This window comes from Delftia sp. WY8 (genome assembly GCF_018437695.1).
Taxonomy (GTDB): domain Bacteria; phylum Pseudomonadota; class Gammaproteobacteria; order Burkholderiales; family Burkholderiaceae_C; genus Comamonas; species Comamonas tsuruhatensis.
In genome coordinates this window covers 2,710,416-2,730,387 of record NZ_CP049795.1, presented here as the reverse complement: position 1 = coordinate 2,730,387, position 19,972 = coordinate 2,710,416, and the positions used below count along the sequence as shown (strand labels likewise).

At 68.1% G+C, this 19,972-nt stretch carries 17 protein-coding genes; 7 read left to right on the top strand and 10 right to left on the bottom strand.

Annotated elements, in window-relative coordinates:
- The first annotated feature begins 49 nt into the window (after positions 1-49).
- Together G4D77_RS12615 and trxC are read left to right on the top strand one after the other, a co-directional pair.
- Entirely contained in the window at positions 50-244 is a 195-nt protein-coding gene (locus G4D77_RS12615; protein WP_012203183.1) for a DUF2905 domain-containing protein, read from the top strand.
- Positions 245-320: 76 nt separating this feature from the next.
- Complete coding sequence (gene trxC / locus G4D77_RS12610; protein WP_016446512.1) at positions 321-755, top strand: thioredoxin TrxC; 435 nt, start codon at positions 321-323, stop codon at positions 753-755.
- Between the two features lie 42 nt (positions 756-797).
- Here the strand turns inward: trxC and G4D77_RS12605 are convergent, their stop codons facing one another.
- The gene (locus tag G4D77_RS12605) at positions 798-1,481 is read right to left on the bottom strand and encodes a response regulator transcription factor (protein WP_016446511.1); all 684 of its coding nucleotides are present in this window, start codon (positions 1,479-1,481) and stop codon (positions 798-800) included.
- A gap of 73 nt (positions 1,482-1,554) precedes the next feature.
- Here G4D77_RS12605 and G4D77_RS12600 point away from each other — a divergent pair, with 73 nt between their 5' ends.
- Complete coding sequence (locus tag G4D77_RS12600; RefSeq protein WP_154835832.1) at positions 1,555-3,507, top strand: sensor histidine kinase; 1,953 nt, start codon at positions 1,555-1,557, stop codon at positions 3,505-3,507.
- Between the two features lie 25 nt (positions 3,508-3,532).
- Here the strand turns inward: G4D77_RS12600 and G4D77_RS12595 are convergent, their stop codons facing one another.
- Together G4D77_RS12595 and G4D77_RS12590 are read right to left on the bottom strand one after the other, a co-directional pair.
- A complete protein-coding gene (locus tag G4D77_RS12595) occupies positions 3,533-4,786 on the bottom strand; it encodes a multifunctional CCA addition/repair protein (RefSeq protein ID WP_154835830.1) in 1,254 nt (417 codons plus the stop codon).
- 212 nt (positions 4,787-4,998) lie between these two features.
- On the bottom strand, positions 4,999-5,691 hold the full coding sequence (locus tag G4D77_RS12590) for a glutathione S-transferase family protein (protein WP_016446508.1): 693 nt from the start codon (positions 5,689-5,691) through the stop codon (positions 4,999-5,001).
- 88 nt (positions 5,692-5,779) lie between these two features.
- Here G4D77_RS12590 and queC point away from each other — a divergent pair, with 88 nt between their 5' ends.
- Positions 5,780-6,538, top strand: coding sequence for a 7-cyano-7-deazaguanine synthase QueC (queC, locus tag G4D77_RS12585; RefSeq protein ID WP_047217753.1), 759 nt, complete (start codon positions 5,780-5,782; stop codon positions 6,536-6,538).
- Positions 6,539-6,679: 141 nt separating this feature from the next.
- On the opposite strand, the gene G4D77_RS12580 is transcribed toward queC, so the two are convergent.
- Positions 6,680-7,252 carry a 5-formyltetrahydrofolate cyclo-ligase gene (locus G4D77_RS12580; protein WP_016446506.1) on the bottom strand — a complete coding sequence of 191 codons (573 nt, stop codon included), beginning with the start codon at positions 7,250-7,252 and terminating at the stop codon, positions 6,680-6,682.
- A gap of 15 nt (positions 7,253-7,267) precedes the next feature.
- Here G4D77_RS12580 and G4D77_RS12575 point away from each other — a divergent pair, with 15 nt between their 5' ends.
- Together G4D77_RS12575 and G4D77_RS12570 are read left to right on the top strand one after the other, a co-directional pair.
- Positions 7,268-9,247 (top strand): lytic transglycosylase domain-containing protein, encoded by a 1,980-nt coding sequence (locus G4D77_RS12575; RefSeq protein WP_016446505.1) that lies wholly within the window; start codon positions 7,268-7,270, stop codon positions 9,245-9,247.
- Between the two features lie 108 nt (positions 9,248-9,355).
- Positions 9,356-9,919: a DUF4124 domain-containing protein gene (locus G4D77_RS12570; RefSeq protein ID WP_047217751.1), complete on the top strand. Its 564-nt coding sequence runs from the start codon at positions 9,356-9,358 to the stop codon at positions 9,917-9,919.
- Between the two features lie 14 nt (positions 9,920-9,933).
- Here the strand turns inward: G4D77_RS12570 and G4D77_RS12565 are convergent, their stop codons facing one another.
- From G4D77_RS12565 to G4D77_RS12550, 4 genes are all read right to left on the bottom strand, one after another.
- Positions 9,934-10,614: a Fe2+-dependent dioxygenase gene (locus G4D77_RS12565; protein WP_154835828.1), complete on the bottom strand. Its 681-nt coding sequence runs from the start codon at positions 10,612-10,614 to the stop codon at positions 9,934-9,936.
- A 110-nt stretch (positions 10,615-10,724) separates the two neighbouring features.
- On the bottom strand, positions 10,725-13,025 hold the full coding sequence (locus tag G4D77_RS12560; RefSeq protein WP_154835826.1) for a catecholate siderophore receptor Fiu: 2,301 nt from the start codon (positions 13,023-13,025) through the stop codon (positions 10,725-10,727).
- A gap of 672 nt (positions 13,026-13,697) precedes the next feature.
- Positions 13,698-14,657 (bottom strand): MBL fold metallo-hydrolase, encoded by a 960-nt coding sequence (locus G4D77_RS12555; protein WP_154835824.1) that lies wholly within the window; start codon positions 14,655-14,657, stop codon positions 13,698-13,700.
- 85 nt (positions 14,658-14,742) lie between these two features.
- Positions 14,743-16,443: an AMP-binding protein gene (locus tag G4D77_RS12550; RefSeq protein WP_126311293.1), complete on the bottom strand. Its 1,701-nt coding sequence runs from the start codon at positions 16,441-16,443 to the stop codon at positions 14,743-14,745.
- Positions 16,444-16,644: 201 nt separating this feature from the next.
- Between G4D77_RS12550 and G4D77_RS12545 the strand changes: the two genes are divergently transcribed.
- Positions 16,645-17,634 carry an esterase/lipase family protein gene (locus G4D77_RS12545; RefSeq protein WP_154835822.1) on the top strand — a complete coding sequence of 330 codons (990 nt, stop codon included), beginning with the start codon at positions 16,645-16,647 and terminating at the stop codon, positions 17,632-17,634.
- Here the strand turns inward: G4D77_RS12545 and phhA are convergent.
- Together phhA and G4D77_RS12535 are read right to left on the bottom strand one after the other, a co-directional pair.
- On the bottom strand, positions 17,568-18,479 hold the full coding sequence (gene phhA, locus G4D77_RS12540) for a phenylalanine 4-monooxygenase (RefSeq protein WP_016446498.1): 912 nt from the start codon (positions 18,477-18,479) through the stop codon (positions 17,568-17,570). The two genes, G4D77_RS12545 and phhA, sit on opposite strands and share 67 nt — an antisense overlap.
- 64 nt (positions 18,480-18,543) lie before the next feature.
- Complete coding sequence (locus G4D77_RS12535) at positions 18,544-19,662, bottom strand: Bug family tripartite tricarboxylate transporter substrate binding protein (RefSeq protein ID WP_223275136.1); 1,119 nt, start codon at positions 19,660-19,662, stop codon at positions 18,544-18,546.
- Positions 19,663-19,972: the final 310 nt, after the last annotated feature.

Genomic DNA, 19,972 nt, shown 5'->3' with positions numbered 1-19,972 from the left:
GCGGTGTACTCTGTATGGCCCGGTCCCGCGCCGCCGTACACTCGGCGCCATGATCCGCTGGCTCCTCGTCATCTTTCTGGCCCTGCTGCTGTTCAATGGCCTGCACGCCTGGCTGGAACGCATAGGCCTGGGCCGCCTGCCGGGCGACTTCCGCTTTCGCCTGTTCGGCCGCGTGATCTTTCTGCCCATTGCCAGCACCGTGTTGCTCAGCGTGATTGCCGCCCTGATCGCCAAGCTGGTCTGAGCATGGCTTGAAGCATGGGCGCAGCGCCCGTATATGCATGCAATTGCCCCCATGACTCGCCAACAAGAGGCCGCCCATGTCCGACAAGCTGCATTTCGTCTGCCCCCATTGCCACACCACCAACCGCATTGCTGCCGACCAGTTGGGCAGCGCGCCTGACTGCGGCAGCTGCCATCAACCGCTGGTCACCGGCCAGCCCGTGGCGCTGGATGCGCAGAGCTTCGCCAGGCATGTGGGGCGCAGCCAGGTGCCCGTGGTGGTCGATTTCTGGGCCCCCTGGTGCGGCCCCTGCCGCATGATGGCTCCGGCCTTCGAGCAGGCGGCTCAGGCGCTGGCGCCCGGCGTGCAGCTGGCCAAGCTCGATACCGAGGCGCACCCCCACGCTGCCGCGCCCTGGAACATCCGCAGCATCCCGACCATGGTGGTGTTCAAGGAAGGACGCGAGATCGCCCGTGTCTCCGGCGCGCTGCCTGCCGGCGAGATCGTGCGCTGGGTGCGCTCGGTCGTCTGATGGTTGCCGGGCCGCAAGGACCGGGCGCCTTCAGGCCCTTCCTCAGGCCTGCACTTCACCCGGCAGATAGAAGCAATAGCCGCTGTTGCGCAGCGTCTTGACAGGCAGCTGCTGGCCGCTGGCCTCTTGCACCTTGCGCCTCAGCCGGCGCATCTGGGTGTCCAGGCGGCGCTGGTCGTAGACCAGATAGTCTCCACCCAGCGCCTGCACGATCTGGCGGCGGCTGACGCTGGCCCCTGCCTTGCCCATCAGGCAGTGCAGCACCAGCAGGTCCTGGTGTGACAGCGCCACAGGGGGCGAGGCGGGGGGCTGCAGGCGGCTGGGGCCAAGCTGCAGCAGCCACGGCGCCTGGCGCTGCTGCAGGCCCAGGCGCCGCACCAGGGCGGCCAGGGTGGCTTCCAGCTCGTCGAGATCGCAGCCTTTGCCCAGGTAGTGGTCGGCGCCGATCTCCAGGCCGTCGATGCGGTTGGCGCTGCTGTTGAGCGCGCTGAAGACGATGATGCCCAGTTGCTGGCCCTGCTGGCGCAGGCGCTGGATCAGCGCCAGGCCGTTGCCGTCGGGCAGGCCGATGTCGATGATGGCCAGCCGGTGGCGCCGCGCATCGAAATGGCGGTCGAACTCCTGCAGGCTGGCCACGCACTGCGGTGCATAGCCCAGGGATTCGAGGAACTCGCCCAGTTCATGGCGCAGCACGGGCTCGTCTTCGAGCAGGATCACATCAAGCATGGACTGGGAGGAGGGCAGGCGGGTGACAGCGCAGACAGCTGGTGTACGCTGGCGGCCCCGTGGTGGACTTCAGATGCGATATTACCGTGCAACCCTCATCGTGCTGGCCTGGCTGCTGTGCCCACTGCTGCTCCAGGCCCGGACCCTCGTGCTGGACCCCGATGTGCCCATGCAGGAGACCGCAGGGCAGTGGCAGCGGCTCGATGACGCTTCGGGCCTGCTCGATGTCCGGCAGGCCGACCTGGCGCCCGGGTGGAAGGCGATGCCAGGGCACCTGAACGCCAGCTTCACGCAGGCGGCGGTCTGGTTGCGCATGCCGCTGCAGGTGCAGCAGCCCGGCAGCTGGATGCTGTTGCTGGGCAATGCCCTGCTCGATGAGGTGGAGGTCCATGTGCGCCGGCCTGGCGACCCCTGGCAGCTGCTGGGGCGCAGCGGCGAAGAGATTCCGCGTCACGCCTGGCCGGTGGACTACCGCAGTCCCGCATTCCAGTTCGAACCTGCTGCCGCCGGGTCATACGAGTTGCTGGTGCGCCTGCGTGCGCGCAACGCGCTCGTCACCCGTATCGATCTGTGGCAGCGACTGGCGTTCGACAACCATACGCGGCGCGAGGCCCTCTCGTTCGGCCTGTACTTCGGGCTGTACCTGCTGCTGATTGGCGTGCAACTGGTGTTCTGGCTGGGCACGCGGGCTCCGGTGAGCGGCCTGTTTCTGGCCTATCTCAGCGTCTGCGTGCTCAATGAGGTGGTATCGCTGGGGCTGGTGCAGCAGTTGACGGGCCTGCCGGGTTTCTGGAGCGACCGCCTGCTGGGATGCGGCATTGCCGGCGCCCTGGCGATCTCCATGCAACTGGCCTGCAGGCAGTTGGAGCTGGCATCGCTGTATCCGCGGCTGGTACGCCAGATCGTGCCGCTGCTGTGGCTGTTCAGCCTGTGCTGCATGCTGTTGGTGGTGTCGGGGCACTACTCGGCGGGCATGGTCCCGGTGCAGGCCATGACCCTGCCGCTGACCGTGGGCTTTCTCGCATTCGCCCTTTGGCTGTGGCGGCGCGGCCACGCCCCGGCACGGTTCTTCATGCTGGCGTTCGGCATCTTCTATGCCGGCGTGCTGATCTCTTTCCTGCGCAACCTGGGCTGGCTGCCCATGAACGCGCTGACCGCGCTGGTGTCCACGCATGCGTCCGCGCTGGGCACCATGGCGCACATGCTGCTGCTCAGTGGCTGGATCATCGGCGGATACGAGCGCAGGCGCCGCATTCGAGAGCGCGAGCAGGTCCGGCTGGAGGCGGAACTGCGGCAGCGACAGTTGCGCGAAAGCGAACTCAGCGAGGCGCTGGCGCTGGAGCGCAGGGTGCGCCAGGAGCAGCGCGACTTTGTCGCCATGGTCTCGCACGAACTGCGCACGCCGCTGGCCATCATCCTGACCAGTGCGCAGCAACTGGCGCGCAATCTGGCTGCACCGCCCGACAAGACGCTGGCACGCAGCCGCAACATCCGCGAAGCCGCCCAGCGCCTGCTGGCCCTGGTGGACGACTGCCTGGCCGACGACCGCATGGCCGACCCCCAGCCCCATGCCGAGCCGCGCCTGCAGCCGTGCGACCTGCATGCGCTGGTGGATGGCTTGTGCCTGGACTTTGCGCCCGGCCGCATCGTCTGCCAACTGGGCGGGGGCACGCAGCAATTGATCACCGATGCCGGCCTGCTGCGCATCGCGCTGCGCAATCTGCTGGCCAATGCAGACCGCCACACGCCCGAGGGCGAATCGGTCCGCCTGGACGTGACCAGGCAGGGCGAGGGTCTGGAGATCCAGGTCTCGAATCCGGCAGAGCCCATTGCCCAGGCGGACCAGGACCAGCTGTTCGAAAGGTATTACCGTGGCCGCAACGCCCAGCACCGGCCCGGCGCCGGGCTGGGGCTGTACCTGGTGCGGCGCATCGCCGAGCGGCTGGGCGGCAGCGTGGCCTTGTTGACGGCAGGAGGCGAGCAGCCCGTGTGCCTGCGACTGGTCCTGCCCGTGGCGCGAGCCTGATTCCCGTGTGTGGCGGCCTTTGCGCTCAGGCCGCCTGCGCCAGCCAATCTGCCACGGCCTGCGCGCGTGCCGCCTGCACGGCCTCGCCTATGGCCTTGCCCTGTTTGCCGCGCGCGGCGGCCTGGGCCGCGATGTCCGAGGTGGAGATGGACAGCGCGGCAGCCAGCGCATCGCGCAGGCGGGCGCGCTGGGGGTAGGGCCGGTCCTCGAAACCCAGGCGCCCCCGCGCGTCGCATTCACAGGCCGCAAGGGCCTGTTCGAAGCGCGCGGGCTTGCGGATGGCGTCGCAGCGCTCCAGCAGGCGGACGATGGCGGCGCCGTTGAGTTCGCCGCTGCGGTGGATGTTGCCGTGCTCGCGCGCCACCACGTCGCCCAGTTCGCGGCAGTCCGTGGGCACGCGCAGACGCTCGCCCACTTTCTCGGCCAGCCGGGCGCTGCGCTGCTCATGGCCTATGTGGCGCGGCAGCACATCGGCCGGCGTCGTTCCCTTGCCCAGGTCGTGCACCAGGCAGGCGTATCGCACGGGCAGGGGGGCGTCGAGCTGTGCGGCCATGTCCAGCACCATCATGGCGTGCACGCCGGTATCGACCTCGGGGTGGTACTCGGCGCGCTGGGGCACGCCCCACAGCCGCTCCAGCTCGGGCAGCAGCACGGCCAGCGCACCGCACTCGCGCAGCAGCTCGAACATGCGCGAGGGGCGGCGCTCCATCAGGCCACGGCTGATCTCCTGCCACACGCGCTCGGGCACCAGGGCATCCACCTCGCCGCCGGCCACCATCTCCTGCATCAGAGCCATGGTTTCCGGCGCCACCGTGAATTCGTGGAAACGTGCCGCGAAGCGCGCCACGCGCAGGATGCGCACCGGGTCTTCGCGGAAGGCCCCGGTCACATGGCGCAGCACCCGGGCCTGAAGATCGGCCTGGCCGTGGTAGGGATCGGTGATGGCACTTTCACCATCCCAGTCCGCAGGAGCGGCCATGGCATTGATGGTCAGGTCGCGCCGGGCCAGATCCTGCTCCAGCGTGACATCGGGCGCCGCCTGCACGACGAAACCCCGGTACCCCAGGCCGCTCTTGCGCTCGGTACGCGCCAGCGCGTATTCCTCGTGCGTCTCGGGATGGAGGAAGACCGGGAAGTCCCGCCCCACTGGCAGAAAGCCGCGCGCGGACATTTGTTCGGGCGTGGCGCCGACCACCACCCAGTCGCGGTCATGCACGGCCCGCCCCAAAAGACGGTCGCGCACCGCGCCGCCCACCATGTACACCTGAAATTCGCTCATGCCGCAATGGTAGGGCCTGGGCGGTGACATGATGGCGGGCTGCCTCCACGCACCGATGGAGTGCCGAGCGCATGCTTTCTTCCGGATTCTTTCTGGAGACGAACTCAAGCAGCGCCAGCCGGACGGCCGCTGCACTGGCTCCGCAACCGCGGCATTGCGCAGGCCGCGCCCACCCCAGCGCAGCAGTGCTCCGACTTTTGCTGGTGCGCCGCTCAGCCGGCCGCAGGCGCGCTGCGGTAGGGCTCCTCGAACGGCCGGAAATCGTGCTCGGCCAGTGCGCCCTGCACCCAGTCCTGCACGCCCGGCAAGGCGCGCACGCGGCGCACGTAGGCGTCGATGGCCGGGGCCAGCGGCAGCTCGTAGGTCGTCAGGCGCATGCACACGGGCGCGAAAAAGGCATCGACGATGCTGAACTGGTCATACAGCATGGGGCCGCTGGCCGTGGACAGCAGCGGCTGCCACAGCTCGGACAGGTGCTGGACATCGTCGCGCAGGTCCGCGCGCTCGGCCCACAGCCGCGCGCCGACCTCGGGCAACTGGGCCTCGATGTTCATTGGGCACAGCGAGCGCAGCGCGCCGAAGCCGCTGTGCATCTCGGCACAGAGGCTGCGCGCGCGGGCGCGGTTCAGGGCCAGGGTCGGCCACAGGTGTTTTTCAGGGAATTTCTCGGCCAGGTACTCGCAGATGGCCAGGCTGTCCCAGATGGCCATGCCTTCATCCATGAGCACGGGCACGCGGCCCGAGGGAGACAGCGCGCGGGCGCGCTGCTTGAAGGCGGACTGCTCGTCGAAGCTGTCAAAGCGCAGCATGACTTCTTCGAAAGCAATGCCGGCCTGGCGCATCAGCACCCAGGGGCGCATGGACCAGGATGAGTAATTCTTGTTGCCGATATAGAGCGTGAGCATGGCCGCAACCTTCGCGATAGGCCCTACAGCTTAGCAAGCATGGCAGGAAAACCCATGTAGGAGCCGGGCGCTGCCTGGGCGCGCTCTAATGCGTGCCATGCAAAACGATAGCTCTTCCCCCCAGGCGCCAGCGGGGCGCCACACGGCTGCGCTGGTCCTGTTTTCCGGCGGCCAGGATTCGACCACCTGCCTGGCGCAGGCACTGTCGATGTACGAGCGCGTCGAGACCCTGGGTTTCGACTACGGCCAGCGCCACAGCGTGGAAATGCAGGTGCGCCAGCAGGTGCGTGAGCGGCTGGCCAGGGACTTTCCCGAATGGGCACCGCGTCTGGGTGACGACCATGTTCTCTCGCTGGACGTGCTGCAGCAGATCGGCGGCTCCTCCCTGACCGAGGACGTGGCCTTCGCCATGCAGGCCGACGGCCTGCCCAACACCTTCGTGCCCGGCCGCAACCTGCTGTTCCTGACCCTGGCCGGCGCGCTGGCCTACCGTCGCGGCCTGTCGGTCATCGTCACCGGCGTCTGCGAAACCGACTACTCCGGCTACCCCGACTGCCGTGACGACACCATGAAGGCCATGCAGCTCGCCCTGAACCTGGGCCTGGAGCGGCGCCTGCGCATCGAAACCCCGCTCATGTGGATAGACAAGGCCCAGACCTGGCAAATGGCCCACGACCTGGGTGGCGACACCCTGGTGGACCTCATCCAGCGCGACACCCACACCTGCTACCAGGGCACGCGCGAGACGCTGCACGACTGGGGCTACGGCTGCGGAACCTGCCCCGCCTGCGACCTGCGAGCCCGCGGCTGGCATCAATGGCAGGCGCAGCGCGAGACAGCAAACTAAAGAAGCACAGCGCTAGAAACCGGCGCGGCCAAAAGCGAGGGACACCGAGCAAGGGCCGCCCCGCAGTGAGGGTGTCGTCCCCCTCCCCCGCGAAGCGGGCAGAGAGGGGGAAGGCGTGCAGCGCCTCAGGGGGTGCTTGTTCTACACCGGCCAGACGACTCCGTGGTCGTTCAAGATGGCGTCCAGCGGCAGGTCATGCGGCTCGGGCTCGAACTCGTCCACATAGCCGCAGCCGTAGCCCAGACCCACGGTGAAGGGCCTGGGCTGCAGCTCGGCCAGGGTGCGGTCGTAGAAACCGCCGCCATAGCCCAGGCGGTAGCCACCGGCCGCGTAGCCCACGCAGGGCACGAACAGCAGGGTGGGGGTGAGGGTTTCGGTGTCCTTGGGCTTGGGGATGCCATAGGCGTCCTCTTCCATGGGACAGCCCGGGTACCAGGCGTGAAAGCTGAGTGTCTTACGCTGCTTGTCGATCACCGGCAATCCGATGCGGCGTCTTTGTGGGGTACCCTGTAGCTCGCCATCTTCCTTCCACCGGTGAAGCGCTGGCAGCGGGTCGAACTCCCCCTTGATCGGCCAATAGGCGCCGATGATGCTGTCGGGCCGCTGTATCAGCCAAAAGCGCATGACCTGCTGCAGCGCGTCGGCGCGCTGCAATCGGTCGGGAAGGTTGAGGCGCTGGTCTATCAAGCTGCGGCGCAGGGCTGCTTTGTCCATCAGATAATTTCCTCCATGCACTGGCTGAAGATTTTGACACCGCTTCTGGCGGCTTCCCTCTGGACCACCGCAGCCACGCCTGCGCTGGCGCAAAACCGTGGCGACGACGTCCTGCTGGAAATGCAGCAGGCCTTTCGCAAGGGCGACAAGGCCAAGCTCACGCAGCTGCTGCCTTCTGCGCGTGGCCATGTGCTCGAACCTTGGGCCGCCTATTGGGAACTCAAGGCCCGGCTCGAAGAAGCCAGTGCCGACGAGATTCTGGGGTTTTTCAAGCGCTGGCCCGGCACCTACCAGGAAGACCGGCTGCGCAATGACTGGCTGCTGCTGCTGGGGCAGCGGCGCGACTGGGGCATGTTCGACCAGGTGCATGGTGCGTTTCGCATGCGCGATGACCGTTCCGTCAACTGCTATGCCCTGCTGATCGACAACCTCAAGGGCCAGCCTGCCGCCAATCTTGGCCAGCAGGTGCGCGACCTGTGGTGGGCCCAGCGCGACGCCGACGACGGCTGCACCTATGCTGCCGGCGAGCTGTACGCAGCCAAGCAGATCAGCGAGCCCGAAGTCTGGCGCAAGGCACGCCAGTCGGCCGAGGCCAATCGCCAGAAGGCTACGCGCGATGCCGTGGCCATCGTCGCGCCCGAGGCCCTGCCCCAGGTGGCGCAGGTGTTCGCCTCGCCGGCGAAATACCTTGCCGGGCAGACGCGCGTGCGCGGTGCCGTGCCCAAGGAACTGGCGCTGCTGGCGCTGATCCGCATGGCGTCCAGCGACCCGGCGGCGGCGGCCACCCAGCTGGAAGGCGGCTGGGGTGCCCGGCTGACGGCCGAAGAGAACAACTGGGCCTGGGGCGTGATCGGCAAGCAGGCCGCGCTCAAGCTGCAGCCCGAGGCTGCGGCCTATTTCGGCAAGGTGCGCAAGGACGGCGATCTCAGCGACGAACTGCTGGGTTGGAAGGTGCGTGCCGCGTTGCGTGCAGGCGACTGGCGCACGGTGCGCCGCGCCATCGACGCCATGGGACCTGAGCGCACCGAACACACATGGACCTACTGGAAGGCCCGCGCCCTGCTGTCGGGCCGCCCCAGCGAGCAGGAGCGCTCCGAGGCGCGCCAACTGCTGGAGGACATGGCCGGCCCCGGCAGTTTCTACGAACAGCTGGCGCTGGAGGACATCGGCCAGCGCGTGACGGCCCCACCGCCGCCTGCGCCGCCCACGGCACAGGAGAAGGCCGCCGCCCGCGCCAACCCCAGCCTGGTGCGCGGCCTCTACGCCATCCAGAACGGCCTGCGCAGCGAAGGCGTGCGTGAATGGAACTACGCCACCAACCTGCACCAGGCCGGCGGCATGAACGACCGCGAACTGCTGGCTGCCGCCGACCTGGCCTGCCAGCAGCAGGTCTGGGACCGCTGCATCAACACCAGCGAGCGCACCCGCAGCTTTGCCGACTGGAGCCAGCGCTTTCCCATGCCCTTCCACGACACGGTGCTGGCGCGCTCGCGTTCCATCGGGCTGGACCCTGCCTATGTCTATGGACTGATCCGCCAGGAAAGCCGCTTCATCATGGATGCGCGCTCGGGCGTGGGCGCCTCGGGCCTGATGCAGGTCATGCCGGCCACGGCCCGGTGGACGGCGCGCAAGATCGGCATGACGGACTTTTCCCCGTCCATGATCAATGACCGCGATGTGAATATCACCATAGGCACCGCCTATCTGAAGCTGGCGCTGGACGATTTCGACGGCTCCATGGCGCTGGCTGCGGCCGGCTACAACGCCGGCCCCGGCCGCCCGCGCAACTGGCGCAACGGCCCGGTGCTCGACGCCGCCATCTGGGCCGAGAACGTGCCCTTCACCGAGACGCGCGACTATGTGAAGAAGGTGCTGTCCAACACCACCAACTACGCGGCGCTGATCACGGGCCAGCCCCAGTCGCTCAAGAGCCGCCTGGGCACCATCGGCCCGCGTGATGCGGCCACGCCCGACCCCAGCAAGGATCTGCCCTGAGCCGCACTTGACATTCCTGCGGGGTGCGGCGATGCCTGTCGGCGCTACACTTGGTTACCGACTGGCGGGTCGCATGCCGCGGCCCCGGATACCGCAGGGGTTTCAAGAATGACAACAACAGGGAGCCGCGCGGCCTGGGTCGCGCTGGGTCTTGCATGGGCGTGCACGGCGGCGGCGCAGCCCGTCTACAAATGGGTGGATGCCGAAGGGCGCACGCACTACGGTTCGCAGCTGCCCGTCGACCAGGCCGATGCCGGCCAGATCAAGGTCTCGCCCAATGGCAGCTCGGGCGCAGGCTCGGGCCGGTTTGGCGAAGAGCGCAATCCCGACGGCACGAAGAAGCTGCCCAAGCAGGTGCGCGAGCTGGCGGACGGCGTGGCCAAGGGCCTGAGCAAGGTCGATTCCAAGGAGGTGCCGCTGAACTGCGCAGCCGCCGTGGACAACATCCGCAGCCAGGTGGACACCATGGTCGAGAACGGCCAGAAGAACCTCAAGGGCGGCTACATCACGCAGGCGCAGTTCGATGCAACCGCGGGCAAGTTCCGCGAGGCGCGCACGCACGCCACGGTGGCCGACTGCCAGGCCTCCACGGGCCGCTCCAAGGCCATGTACCAGTGCATGTCCAACAGCTACAACCACCTGATCGGCTGCGCGGAAAAGCACAAGCCCTGAAGGGATCCGATCCCTCAGGTCTCGGCCCACATGCGCAGCAGGTTGTGATATTGGCCCGCGAGGCTGAGGGTTTCATCGGTCTCGCCCAGCTTCTCGCGCAGGCGCTGGATGGTCTGGTCCATCTCGAACAGCATGGCGCGGCGTGTGTCGTCGCGCACCATGCTTTGCGCCCAGAAGAAGGCGCACACGCGCTCGCCCCGGGTGATGGGCTCCACGCGGTGCAGGCTGGTGGAGGGATAGAGGATCAGGTCGCCGGCCGGCAGCTTGACCTCGTGCGTGCCGTAGGTGTCCACCACGACCAGCTCGCCGCCATCGTAGTCCTCGGGATCGCAGAGGAAGAGGGTGCAGGACACATCGGTGCGCATCCACTGCTGCGCGCCTGGCAGGCGCCGTGCCGCACCGTCCACGTGCAGGCCATAGGTTTCACTGTCCGCGTAGCGGTTGAACAGCGGCGACATGGTGCGCGCGGGCAGGGCGGCACTGAAGTACAGCGCATTGGCCGCCAGCGCCTGCTCGATGGTGCGGCCCTGCTCCAGTGCCACGGGCGAGTCTTCGGGCAACTGGCGGTTGCGCTTGACCCGGGCGCCTTGGCTGCCCGCCGTGGCACGGCCATCCACCCAGTCGGCGGCGTCGATGGCTGTGCGGATCGCAGTGACCTGCTGGCGCGTGAGCACGTCGGGAATGTGCAGCATCATGGTGCGGGTCCTCCTCGCATGGAAAAAGCCCCGGCGGGGCCGGGGCGGTACTGGGATTGTCGGCGCTCTGCGCGCGGCGAGGCCGGCGCGGCCGCCCGTCTTGCATCCACTCAGAAGCGGAAGTTCGCCGTCACGCGCACGGAGCGCGGCGTGCCCGGGAAATAGCGGTAGCCGCTCTTGTTGATGGCGCCCACATACTCCTTGTCGAACAGGTTGTAGAAGTTCAGCTGGATGTCGGCGTTCTTGTTGATGCGGTAGCTGGCCATGGCGTCGAAGACCCAGTAGGCATCGGTGAAGTTGGGCGTGCCCACGGCGCCGTCGGTGCCACGCTTGAGTCCGCCCGAGTAGCGCGCCCCGCCAGCCAGCGTCAGGCCGAACGGGAACTGGTAGCTGGTCCACAGTGAGAAGGCGTTCTTGGGCGTATAGGTCAGGCCGCTGGAGCCGTCCTGCGCCACGGTGGCGCCCGTGTCCACCTTGGTATCCTGCAGCGTGTAGCCGGCAGTCACGCCCCAGGCGGGCGTGATCTGGCCCGTGGCGCCCAGCTCCAGGCCCTGCACGATCTTCTTGCCGGTCTGCCCCACGGTGCCGTCAGGGTTGGTGACGATCTCGTTGGTGATCTCGGTGCGGAACAGCGCGCCTGTCAGCAGCAGGCGCTTGTCCATCAGCTCCCACTTGGTTCCCAGTTCGGCGGTCTTGGCCTTTTGCGGGTCCATGTTGGGGTTGTTGGCGTTGTTGGCGGCCGTGGACAGCGTGAAGTTGGCTCCGCCCGGTGGCTGCTGCGACAGGGCGTAGTTCACGTACACGCTGCCATTGGGCGCGGGCTTGTAGAGGCCGCCGATCTTCCAGCTCAGCAGGGTGTCGGAGGCCTCCAGGCCCACGGCGCTGGGCAGCACGGTGCCTGCAGGATTGCTGCCGCAGGCCGGGCCGCTGCGGCCGCCGCAGACGGCGCGTGCGTCGTACTGCGTCTTGTAGCGGTCCAGGCGCAGGCCGGCGTTGGCCTGCCATTGCTCGTTGAACTTGAGCGTGTCGAAGGCGTACAGCGCGAAGGTGTCGGTCGAGCCCTTGCTGTCGGCGCCGTTGCGCGACCAGTTCAGGCCGGAGCTGGGCACCTGCGGGTCATAGAGGCTGGCATTGGGCCAGGCGCCCGTGGTGCCCGTGCCGTAGTTGCTCTGCTTTTCGCGCGTGATCTCCACCCCGGTGCTCAGCTCGTGCCGCACGCTGCCCGTCGCCAGCTTGGTCGTCAGGTTGGTCTGGTTGGTGACGATGTCGTTGACCTGGTTCTTGAAGGTCGGCAGGCTGCGTGACACGGTCCAGTCGGCGGGATTGCTGCTGTTGTTGCTGGACAGCGTCATGAAGGCCGTGAGCAGGTAGTCCTGCTTGGTGCGGCCCCAGCGCGTGGTGTTGCGCAGCGTGGTGTCGGGCGTGAAGTCGTGCTCCACGCGCAGCGTGACCATGTCGGCCGTCACGTCGTCGTGGTCGGCGCTGGTGCCGTAGAAGCGGCTGGGGTCCACGGGGCGGCCCGCGTTCAGGCGCGCATCGGTGTTGCTGTAGCCGGGCAGGCCGATGGTGGGCACGCCGCCGTCCGGCACATTGCTTTGCTTGACGTGCAGCACGTTCAGGTAGGTGCGCGTGTCGGTGTTCAGTCCGAAGGCGAACGACGGTGCGATGCCCCAGCGGTCATTGGCCACGCGGTCGCGGCCGGCGACGCCGGCGTCCTGCACCATGGCGTTGAGCCGGAAGGCCGCGCCGCCCATGCCGGTCAGGCTCTTGTTCCAGTCCACGGTGGAGCGCTTGTAGCTGCCCGAGCCCGCACCCAGCGAGGCGCCGAAGCTGTCGGCCAGGCTGGGCTGCTTGGTGACCATGTTGATGGCGCCGGTGGGCGCGCTGCGGCCGTAGTCGGTGCTGGCCGGGCCCTTGGTGACTTCCACCTGCTCGGTGTTGAACACGTCGCGCGAGATGGAGCCCACGTCGCGCACGCCGTCCACATAGATGCTGTTGGAGGTGTCGAAGCCGCGCATGTAGATGGCATCACCCGTGCTGGTGTTGCCGTTCTCGCCCGCGTAGAAGGTGCCGGCGCCGGGCACGTTGCGCAGCGCCTCGGTCAGCGTGGTGGCGCCTTGTTCCTGCAGCACCTGCTCCTTGATGACGGAGATGGTCTGCGTCGTGTCCACCAGCGGCTGCGTGAACTTGGGGGAGGAGACCTGTGCGGGTTCGTAGCCGGTGCTGCGCGAGCCTTCGACGGTCACTTCCTTGAGGCTGGGCACGGTCCTGGCGCTGGGCGTCTGTGTCTGGGCCACGGCCGGCAGGCCCAGGGTGGCCAGGGCCGCGGCTGCAGCGATGATGCCGGCCGACGGCGAGCGGCCAGCGCTGTCGTGTTTGCGGCTTTTGATGTACGAGTTGGAGTTCGCCATGGTTGAGCGGAAAGCGGGATGGGCAGTGAACATGCTGGCTTGCTGGCCGGCGTTGCGCGGGCGGCTGGAGAGCTGTCTTGGCTTGCCGGTGCTGGCTGGATCAGGCAGTTTTGCCTGGATTGAGAATGGTAATGATTCCTAATAAAAATATAAGAATAATCTGATAAGTGAATGGATGGCCGTTGCCGCCCAGCAACAGCCCTGTCTCGGAACTTCAGCGCGGCGACCAGCCTGGCCGAGCGCGCCCCGCCCGGGATGTGGCGCGCGCCGTCGCTGTTCAGGCTGGCGATGTAACGCTGGTTGGCGAGGTTGTAGACGTTCAGCTGCAGGCTCAGGTTCGCGCTGAGCTCCCAGGCCATGAAGGCGTACAGCGCAAGGGTCTTGGTGTGGCCTTCGTTGATCTGGCCGGCATAGCGGATGTCCTGGCCCGTGATCGCATCGCTGACGCCGGGATCGTAGAGATTGGCGGGCGCCAGGGCGCCTGCGCCCGTACTCGGAACCCGAGGCGCCCTTGACGATCTCGATGTCCTCGATGTTGAAGGTGTCGCGCATCGGGCTGCCCAGGTTGCGCACGCGGTCGATGAAGATGCTGCCCGTGGTGCCGCAGCTGCGCAGTGCTTGCGGCCGGTGATGTGATTGGCGTGGTTTGCGCCTATCGCGGATCTGTTTCGTTCAGGCGTTGTGAACCCATTCGCCCTCGCGCTGCGCCGCGCCCGCTTGCACCAGCGCATCCACCAGCGTGCGGCTCCAGTGCTCGGCGGTCTCGTGGCTGAAATAGCCTGTATGCAGCAGGCCGAAGTAGGGCGTGGCGTCCAGCCAGGCCAGCAGTTCAGTGGTGCGCACGCGCTGCCAGTCCAGCAGCCGGTACTTGAGCAGCACCTTGGCCGCGTAGAGGGCATGGCGCTCGGGGGCGCGCACAAAGCCGTCCAGGCGGCGGCGCGCCGTGTCCAGCGCCGCGGCCACGCCCGTGAAAACGCCGCCGTGGCCGGGGACGATGGTGAGCGGGGCCAGGGCCTCGATCACATCCAGCGTGGCGGCCACTTCCTCGAAGGCCTGCAGGCCCTCGATTTCGGGAAACACCACGCCGAAGCCGTTTTCCCAGAGCGCATCGGCCGAGATCAGTGTGCGGCTGGCAGGCTCGAACAGGATGATGGAGTGCGGGTCATGCCCCGGCGCGGCATGGATCTGCCAGTCGCGCCCGGCCAGCCGCACGCTGGCGCCGGGCTGCAGTACGCCGGTCAGCGCAAATGGCGGGCATTCCTGGCCGGTGGGGGTGTAGCTCAGCGCCTCGGGATTCCAGTGGCGCACGAATTCGGCCTGGCCCGGCGCGACATAGGTCCGGGCCTGCGGCCAGCGCGCCTGCAGTGCGGCATTGCCGCCGCAGTGGTCGCTGTGCAGATGGGTGTTGAGGATGCGCGCCAGCGGCTGGCCAGCCAGCGTCTGCTCGATCAGCAGCACGGTCTGATCGGCATGGCTGACGTAGCCGGTATCGACCACGGCCGCGCCGTCGTCCTGCGGATCGGCAGGGTCGGCCGCGAAGACGATGTTGTTGGCCGACAGCCAGCCGCGCTCCAGCACGGTCATGCCGGGGGGCAGCGCGGCGCTGTCGCTGGTTGGGGCGGAGGTTGTCATGAGGAGGTGGGCAGCTTTTGCCCGAGGCTAACAGCCGCAGGCAGCCACGGCTGACGCGTGGGCTACAGCTGCGGCCGTGCGGGTTTCAGGCGGGATCGCGCAGGGCGCGCCTGAGGATCTTGCCTACGTTGGTCTTGGGCAGTTCGTCGCGGAACTCCACCGTGCGCGGGCGCTTGTAGCCGGTGAGCTGGTCATGGCAAAAGCGCATCACCTGGTCCTCGGTCAGCGCCGGGTCGCTGCGCACCACGTAGACCTTGATGGCTTCGCCCTGGCGCTCGTCGGCCACGCCCACGGCCGCGCATTCGAGCACGCCGGGGCACATGGAGATCACGTTCTCCAGCTCGTTCGGATAGACGTTGAAGCCGCTGACCACCATCATGTCCTTCTTGCGGTCGATGATGCGGGTGTAGCCTTCCTGGTCCATCACGCCGATGTCGCCGGTGCGCATGTAGCCGTCGGCCGTGAAGGCCTTGGCGGTCTCGTCAGGCTGGTTGTAGTAGCCGCGCATGACGTTGGGGCCCTTGATGCACAGCTCGCCGGCCTCGCCGGCCGGGAGATCGCGGCCTTCGTCGTCCTTGATGGCGATGGAGATGCCCGGCAGCGGCAGGCCGATGGTGCCGCTGAAGGCGGTGGCGGTGACGGGGTTGTTGGTGCCGATGGCGCAGGTCTCGCTCATGCCCCAGCCCTCGATCATCACGCTGCCCGTGACCTGCTGCCACTGGCGCGCCGTGCCCTCGCTGGCGGCCATGCCCCCGGCCTGCGACACGCGCAGCTGCGAGAAGTCCAGCTCGCGGAACTGGGCGTTGTTGAGCAGGGCGTTGAACAGGGTGTTGACGGCCGGCAGGATGTGGAAAGGCCGTTTCTGCAGCACCTTGACGAACTTGGGGATGTCGCGCGGATTGGGGATCAGGCTCAGGCTGGCCCCCATGCGCATGGCGAACAGGCTCACCGTGAGGGCGAAGATGTGGTACAGCGGCAGCGCCGCGATGATGTGCGTGTCCTGCGCGCTGACGCGCCCGTGCAGGGCCGGCGTGAACCAGGCATGCGCCTGCAGCGTGGCGGCCACGATGCAGCGGTGGGTGAGCACGGCACCCTTGGACAGCCCGGTGGTGCCGCCCGTGTATTGCAGGAAGGCCACCGAATCCAGTCCCGCCTGGCTGGGCCGCAGCTCTTTCTGGGCACCGCGCGCCAGCGCCTGGGAAAAGGTCGTGACCTCGCGCACCGTGCCGCCCTCGCCGTCCAGCGGCAGGCTGTAGGCCGGCACCATCTTGGCCAGGTGGCGCACGGCGAAGGTGATCCAGCTGCCATACATGCCGCCCAGCAGATCGCCCATGGCCGTGACGCAGACATGGCGGATGGCGCTGCGCTCGATCACGTCGGCCAGGGTGTGGGCGAAGTTCTCCAGGATGATGATGGCCGTGGCGCCCGAGTCCTTGAGCTGGTGCTCCAGCTCGCGCGGGGTGTACAGCGGATTGACGTTGACGCAGGTGTAGCCCGCGCGCAGCACGGCCGCCATGCTCACGGCGAACTGCGGCACATTGGGCAGCATGATGGCCACGCGCGCATCGGGCTCCAGTCCCAGTCCCTGCAGCCATGCGCCCAGGCGCGTGGACAGCTGGTCCAGCTCGCGGTAGCTCATCCAGCGGTCCATGCAGACCGAAAAGGGCAGGTCCGCATGCTGGGTGAAGGCTTCCTCCAGCAGATGTGTGAGCGAGCGGTATTGCTCGGGATGCACCTCGTGGGGCACATCGGCGGGATAGTTCTTGAGCCAGGGCGCAGCGTCCATGCAGGGTACCTTGGGTTGCTGGTGAGACAGGGGAACGGCAAAGGGGCAGGCGCCGGTCGGCCGGCCACCGCTGCGGCTGATTCTGGTCAGGCGGGTGCTTTGCGGTCTACGCGGGGTTGTCCTAGGCAAGGGCCGGCGTCCCTACGAAAGTGCGGCCGCTGTGTGCTACGTTGGCGTTTTTTTCAGGGAGGGCGGGCTGCCGTGAACGCACGCATTCTGCAAATGGTGGCGCTGGGCACGCTGGCCGGCGCCATGGCCTGGCTGGCATGGTGGTGGCCGGAATCGCGCGGGCTGGCGCTGGCAGGAGCGCTGCCGGGCCTGTGCTGGCCGGGCCTGCATCTGGGCCTGCAGATGGTGTTGATGCGCCGCGTGGTGCGCAAGGCCGGCGCACCCGTGCCCGCCTGGCGCACGGTGGCGGCAGCCTGGCTCGCCGAGTGGGCATTGGCCGTGCAGGTGTTTGGCTGGCGCCTGCCCTTCCGGGTCCATGCCGAGGCCGATGGCTGGCCAGGTGACCCGGCCGCAGGACAAAACGCAAGCCCGGTCACAGGCCAGGTCGGCATGGTGCTGGTCCACGGTTTCTTCTGCAATCGCGCGGTCTGGGCGCCATGGCTGCGGCGGCTCAAGGAACGCGGCATTGCCTGCGCGGCCATGACGCTGGAGCCGGCGCACGGCGCATCCATCGACGCCATGGTGGCTGATCTCGATGCCTGCGCACGCCGCATGGCCCAGGCCACGGGGCGGGCGCCGCTGATCGTGGCCCACAGCATGGGCGGGCTGGTGGTGCGTGCCTGGCTGGGCCGGTTGTCCGCGCAGGAGCGTCGGCAACTGGCTGCCCATGTGGTGACCCTGGCCACGCCGCACCGCGGCACCTGGATGGCGCGCTTCGCCCATGGCCTGCCGGCGCTTCAGATGCGCGAGGACAGTTCCTGGCTGCAGCGCCTGGGGCCGCCGCCGCCCGAGGTGGCCTTCAGCTGCTGGTGGAGCTGCTGCGACAACATCGTCTTTCCCTTCCCCGTGGCCACGCTGCCAGGGCAGCACGCGCACCGCCTGGACGACGTGGCCCATGTGCAGCTGGTGTTCGACGAGCGCGTCTGGCGCTTTTGCCTGGAGCTGCGCGAGCGGCTTCAGGACGCGGAAGTCTGCAGGGCCACTTCACCGGGCAGCAGCGCATCGGCCGCGATGGTCGGCTGATCGCGCAGCTGGCGGTACAGCGGCTCGAAATCGGCGGCCGTGAGGTCGAACAGCTGCTGCAGGTCGTCGATCACGAAGTAGGTGTGCTGGTAGGTGTCGATCTTGTAGAGCGTGCGCATGGCGCGCTCCAGCGACAGCGGCAGGCGCTGCGGCTCGGGGCTGCGCACCGAGTAGTTGAGCTCACCCGAAGAACTCAGAATGCCCGCGCCGTAGGCGCGCAGGCCACCCTGCTCGCGGATCAGCCCGAACTCGATGGTGTACCAGTACAGTCGCGACAGCATCTCGCAGGCGCCCAGCTCGGCGGCCTTGAGCCCGCCCTGGCCATAGGCCTGGATATAGTCGGCGATGACGGGGTTGAACAGCAGCGGCACATGGCCGAAGAGGTCATGGAAGACATCGGGCTCGACGATGTACTCGAACTCCTCGGGCTTGCGGATCCAGTCCGTGACCGGGAATTTGCGGTTGGCCAGCAGCGAGAAGAAGGGCACCTCGGGAATCAGGCCCGGCACGCCGACGATCTCCCAGCCCGTGGCGCGGCGCAGGCGCTCGTTGACTTCCTCGAAGCGCGGAATGCGGTCCTTGGCGCCCAGCGAGGGCAGGGCGTCGATGAAGTGCTGGCTGGCCAGTCCCGGCAGCAGGGCGGACTGGCGTTCGTACAGGCGCCGGTAGGTGTCGTGGTCGGCCTCGGTGTAGGCGTCGTAGTCCTGCGCGCAGGTGTAGTCGTCGCTGGCGCGGCTGTAGTCGCCGCGCGGGGGGCGGTCGGCCTGGCCGTAGACCACGGGTGCCACACCGGGGGCGTGGGCGGGGGCGTGGGACGAGGTGGGGGTCGCTGCGGTGCTCATCATGGTGCTCTCCAGGGATCTTGTCATTGCTGCCCCGGGCCGGGGGCAGGCAAGGCACCTGCGCGGCTCAGAGCTGGCGGATTCGGGCGGCCTGCACCAGCAGGCCGTATTTGCTGTGCTCGGAGCGCACAAAGCGCGCGAACTCCTGCAGCTGAAGGTCTTCGGGCAGCACGCCCATGGCGGTCAGCGTTTCCTGCACCGGACTGCTGCGCATGGCCTTCGAGAACACGGCGGCATGGCGCTGGGCCAGGTCGGCGGGCCAGCCGGCAGGCGCGAACAGGCCGAACCAGTTGGCGAGGTTGAAGCCCGGTACCGTGTCGTTGAGGCTGGGCACCTCGGGCAGCAGCGGCACGCGTTCCAGCGTGGTCACGGCCAGGGCCTGCAGCCGGCCTGCACGGATGTGCGGCAGCGAGGACGCCAGGCTGTCGAACAGCAGATCGGCCGATCCGTCGAGCAGGGCCGACAGCGCCGGCTGCGTTCCGCCAAACGGCAGATGCAGCAGCGGCAGCCGCGTGAGCATCTGGTACATCTCGCCCGACAGGTGCCCGCTGCTGCCCGGCCCGCCCGAGGCATAGCGCAGCGGCTGGCGGTGCTTGGCAAGAAAGCGCTGCAGGTCCAGCGCCGTGCGTATGCGCCACTGGCGCGCCAGATCGCTGCGCATCACCAGCACATTGGGCATGCGCGCCACCAGCACCAGCGGCTGGAAGTCGCGCAGCGGGTCGTAGCCCAGCTGGGGCTGCAGCCAGGGCAGCACGGCGTGCGTGGCGGCCGCGCCCATCAGCAGCAAGCGGTCCTGGGCCGTGGCCTGGGCCACCATGTTCGAGCCCTTGGCGCCGCCTTCGCCCGGCACGTAAAGAATGTGGATGGCCCCCAGCTTCGCGGAGCTGGCCTCGACCAGAGGACGCGCCGTGCGGTCCAGGGGGCCGCCGGCTGCATAGGGAACGATCAGGGTCAGGGCGTCGGATTTCGCGTCGCGCGCCGGGGCTGTCAAGGCTGTCGAGGCTGTCGGGGGCGGCTGGGGCTGTGCCGAAGCCGGCAGCCAGGGCAGGGCGGCCAGGGCCGCCAGCAGGCTGCGCCGCGCCATCCGGGCCGACGGCTGCGGGCCGGCTGCCGCAGGTGCACGTACTGGCGCAGATGCACGGGCATGGCGTGGCATGGCGCGGGTGGCGTCGTGGCGGGGCGTCATGGCGTGAAGCGAAATGGAGGCGATCCCCGCAGTATAGGCAGCGCCGACTGCCGCTGAGGCCGCACGCGCCCATGTCCTGCGCGCACCGGGCCGTCTGTGCGCGAGCGGGGAACTGGGCCAGGTTCAGCGGGGCTTTCATGGGGGTCTCCGGCCTTTTTGTGCAGGACAGTGTTTCGGGCGCCCCAGGCATGGCCTGCGGGCTTGCGATCAGTGCTGTCACTGTAGGCGGGAGGGGCTTCAGCTTTTTGCCGTTTGCCCTTGGTGGGAAAATGCGGAATGCGTGAAAATTGCGGAATTCTTTTGTTTATCG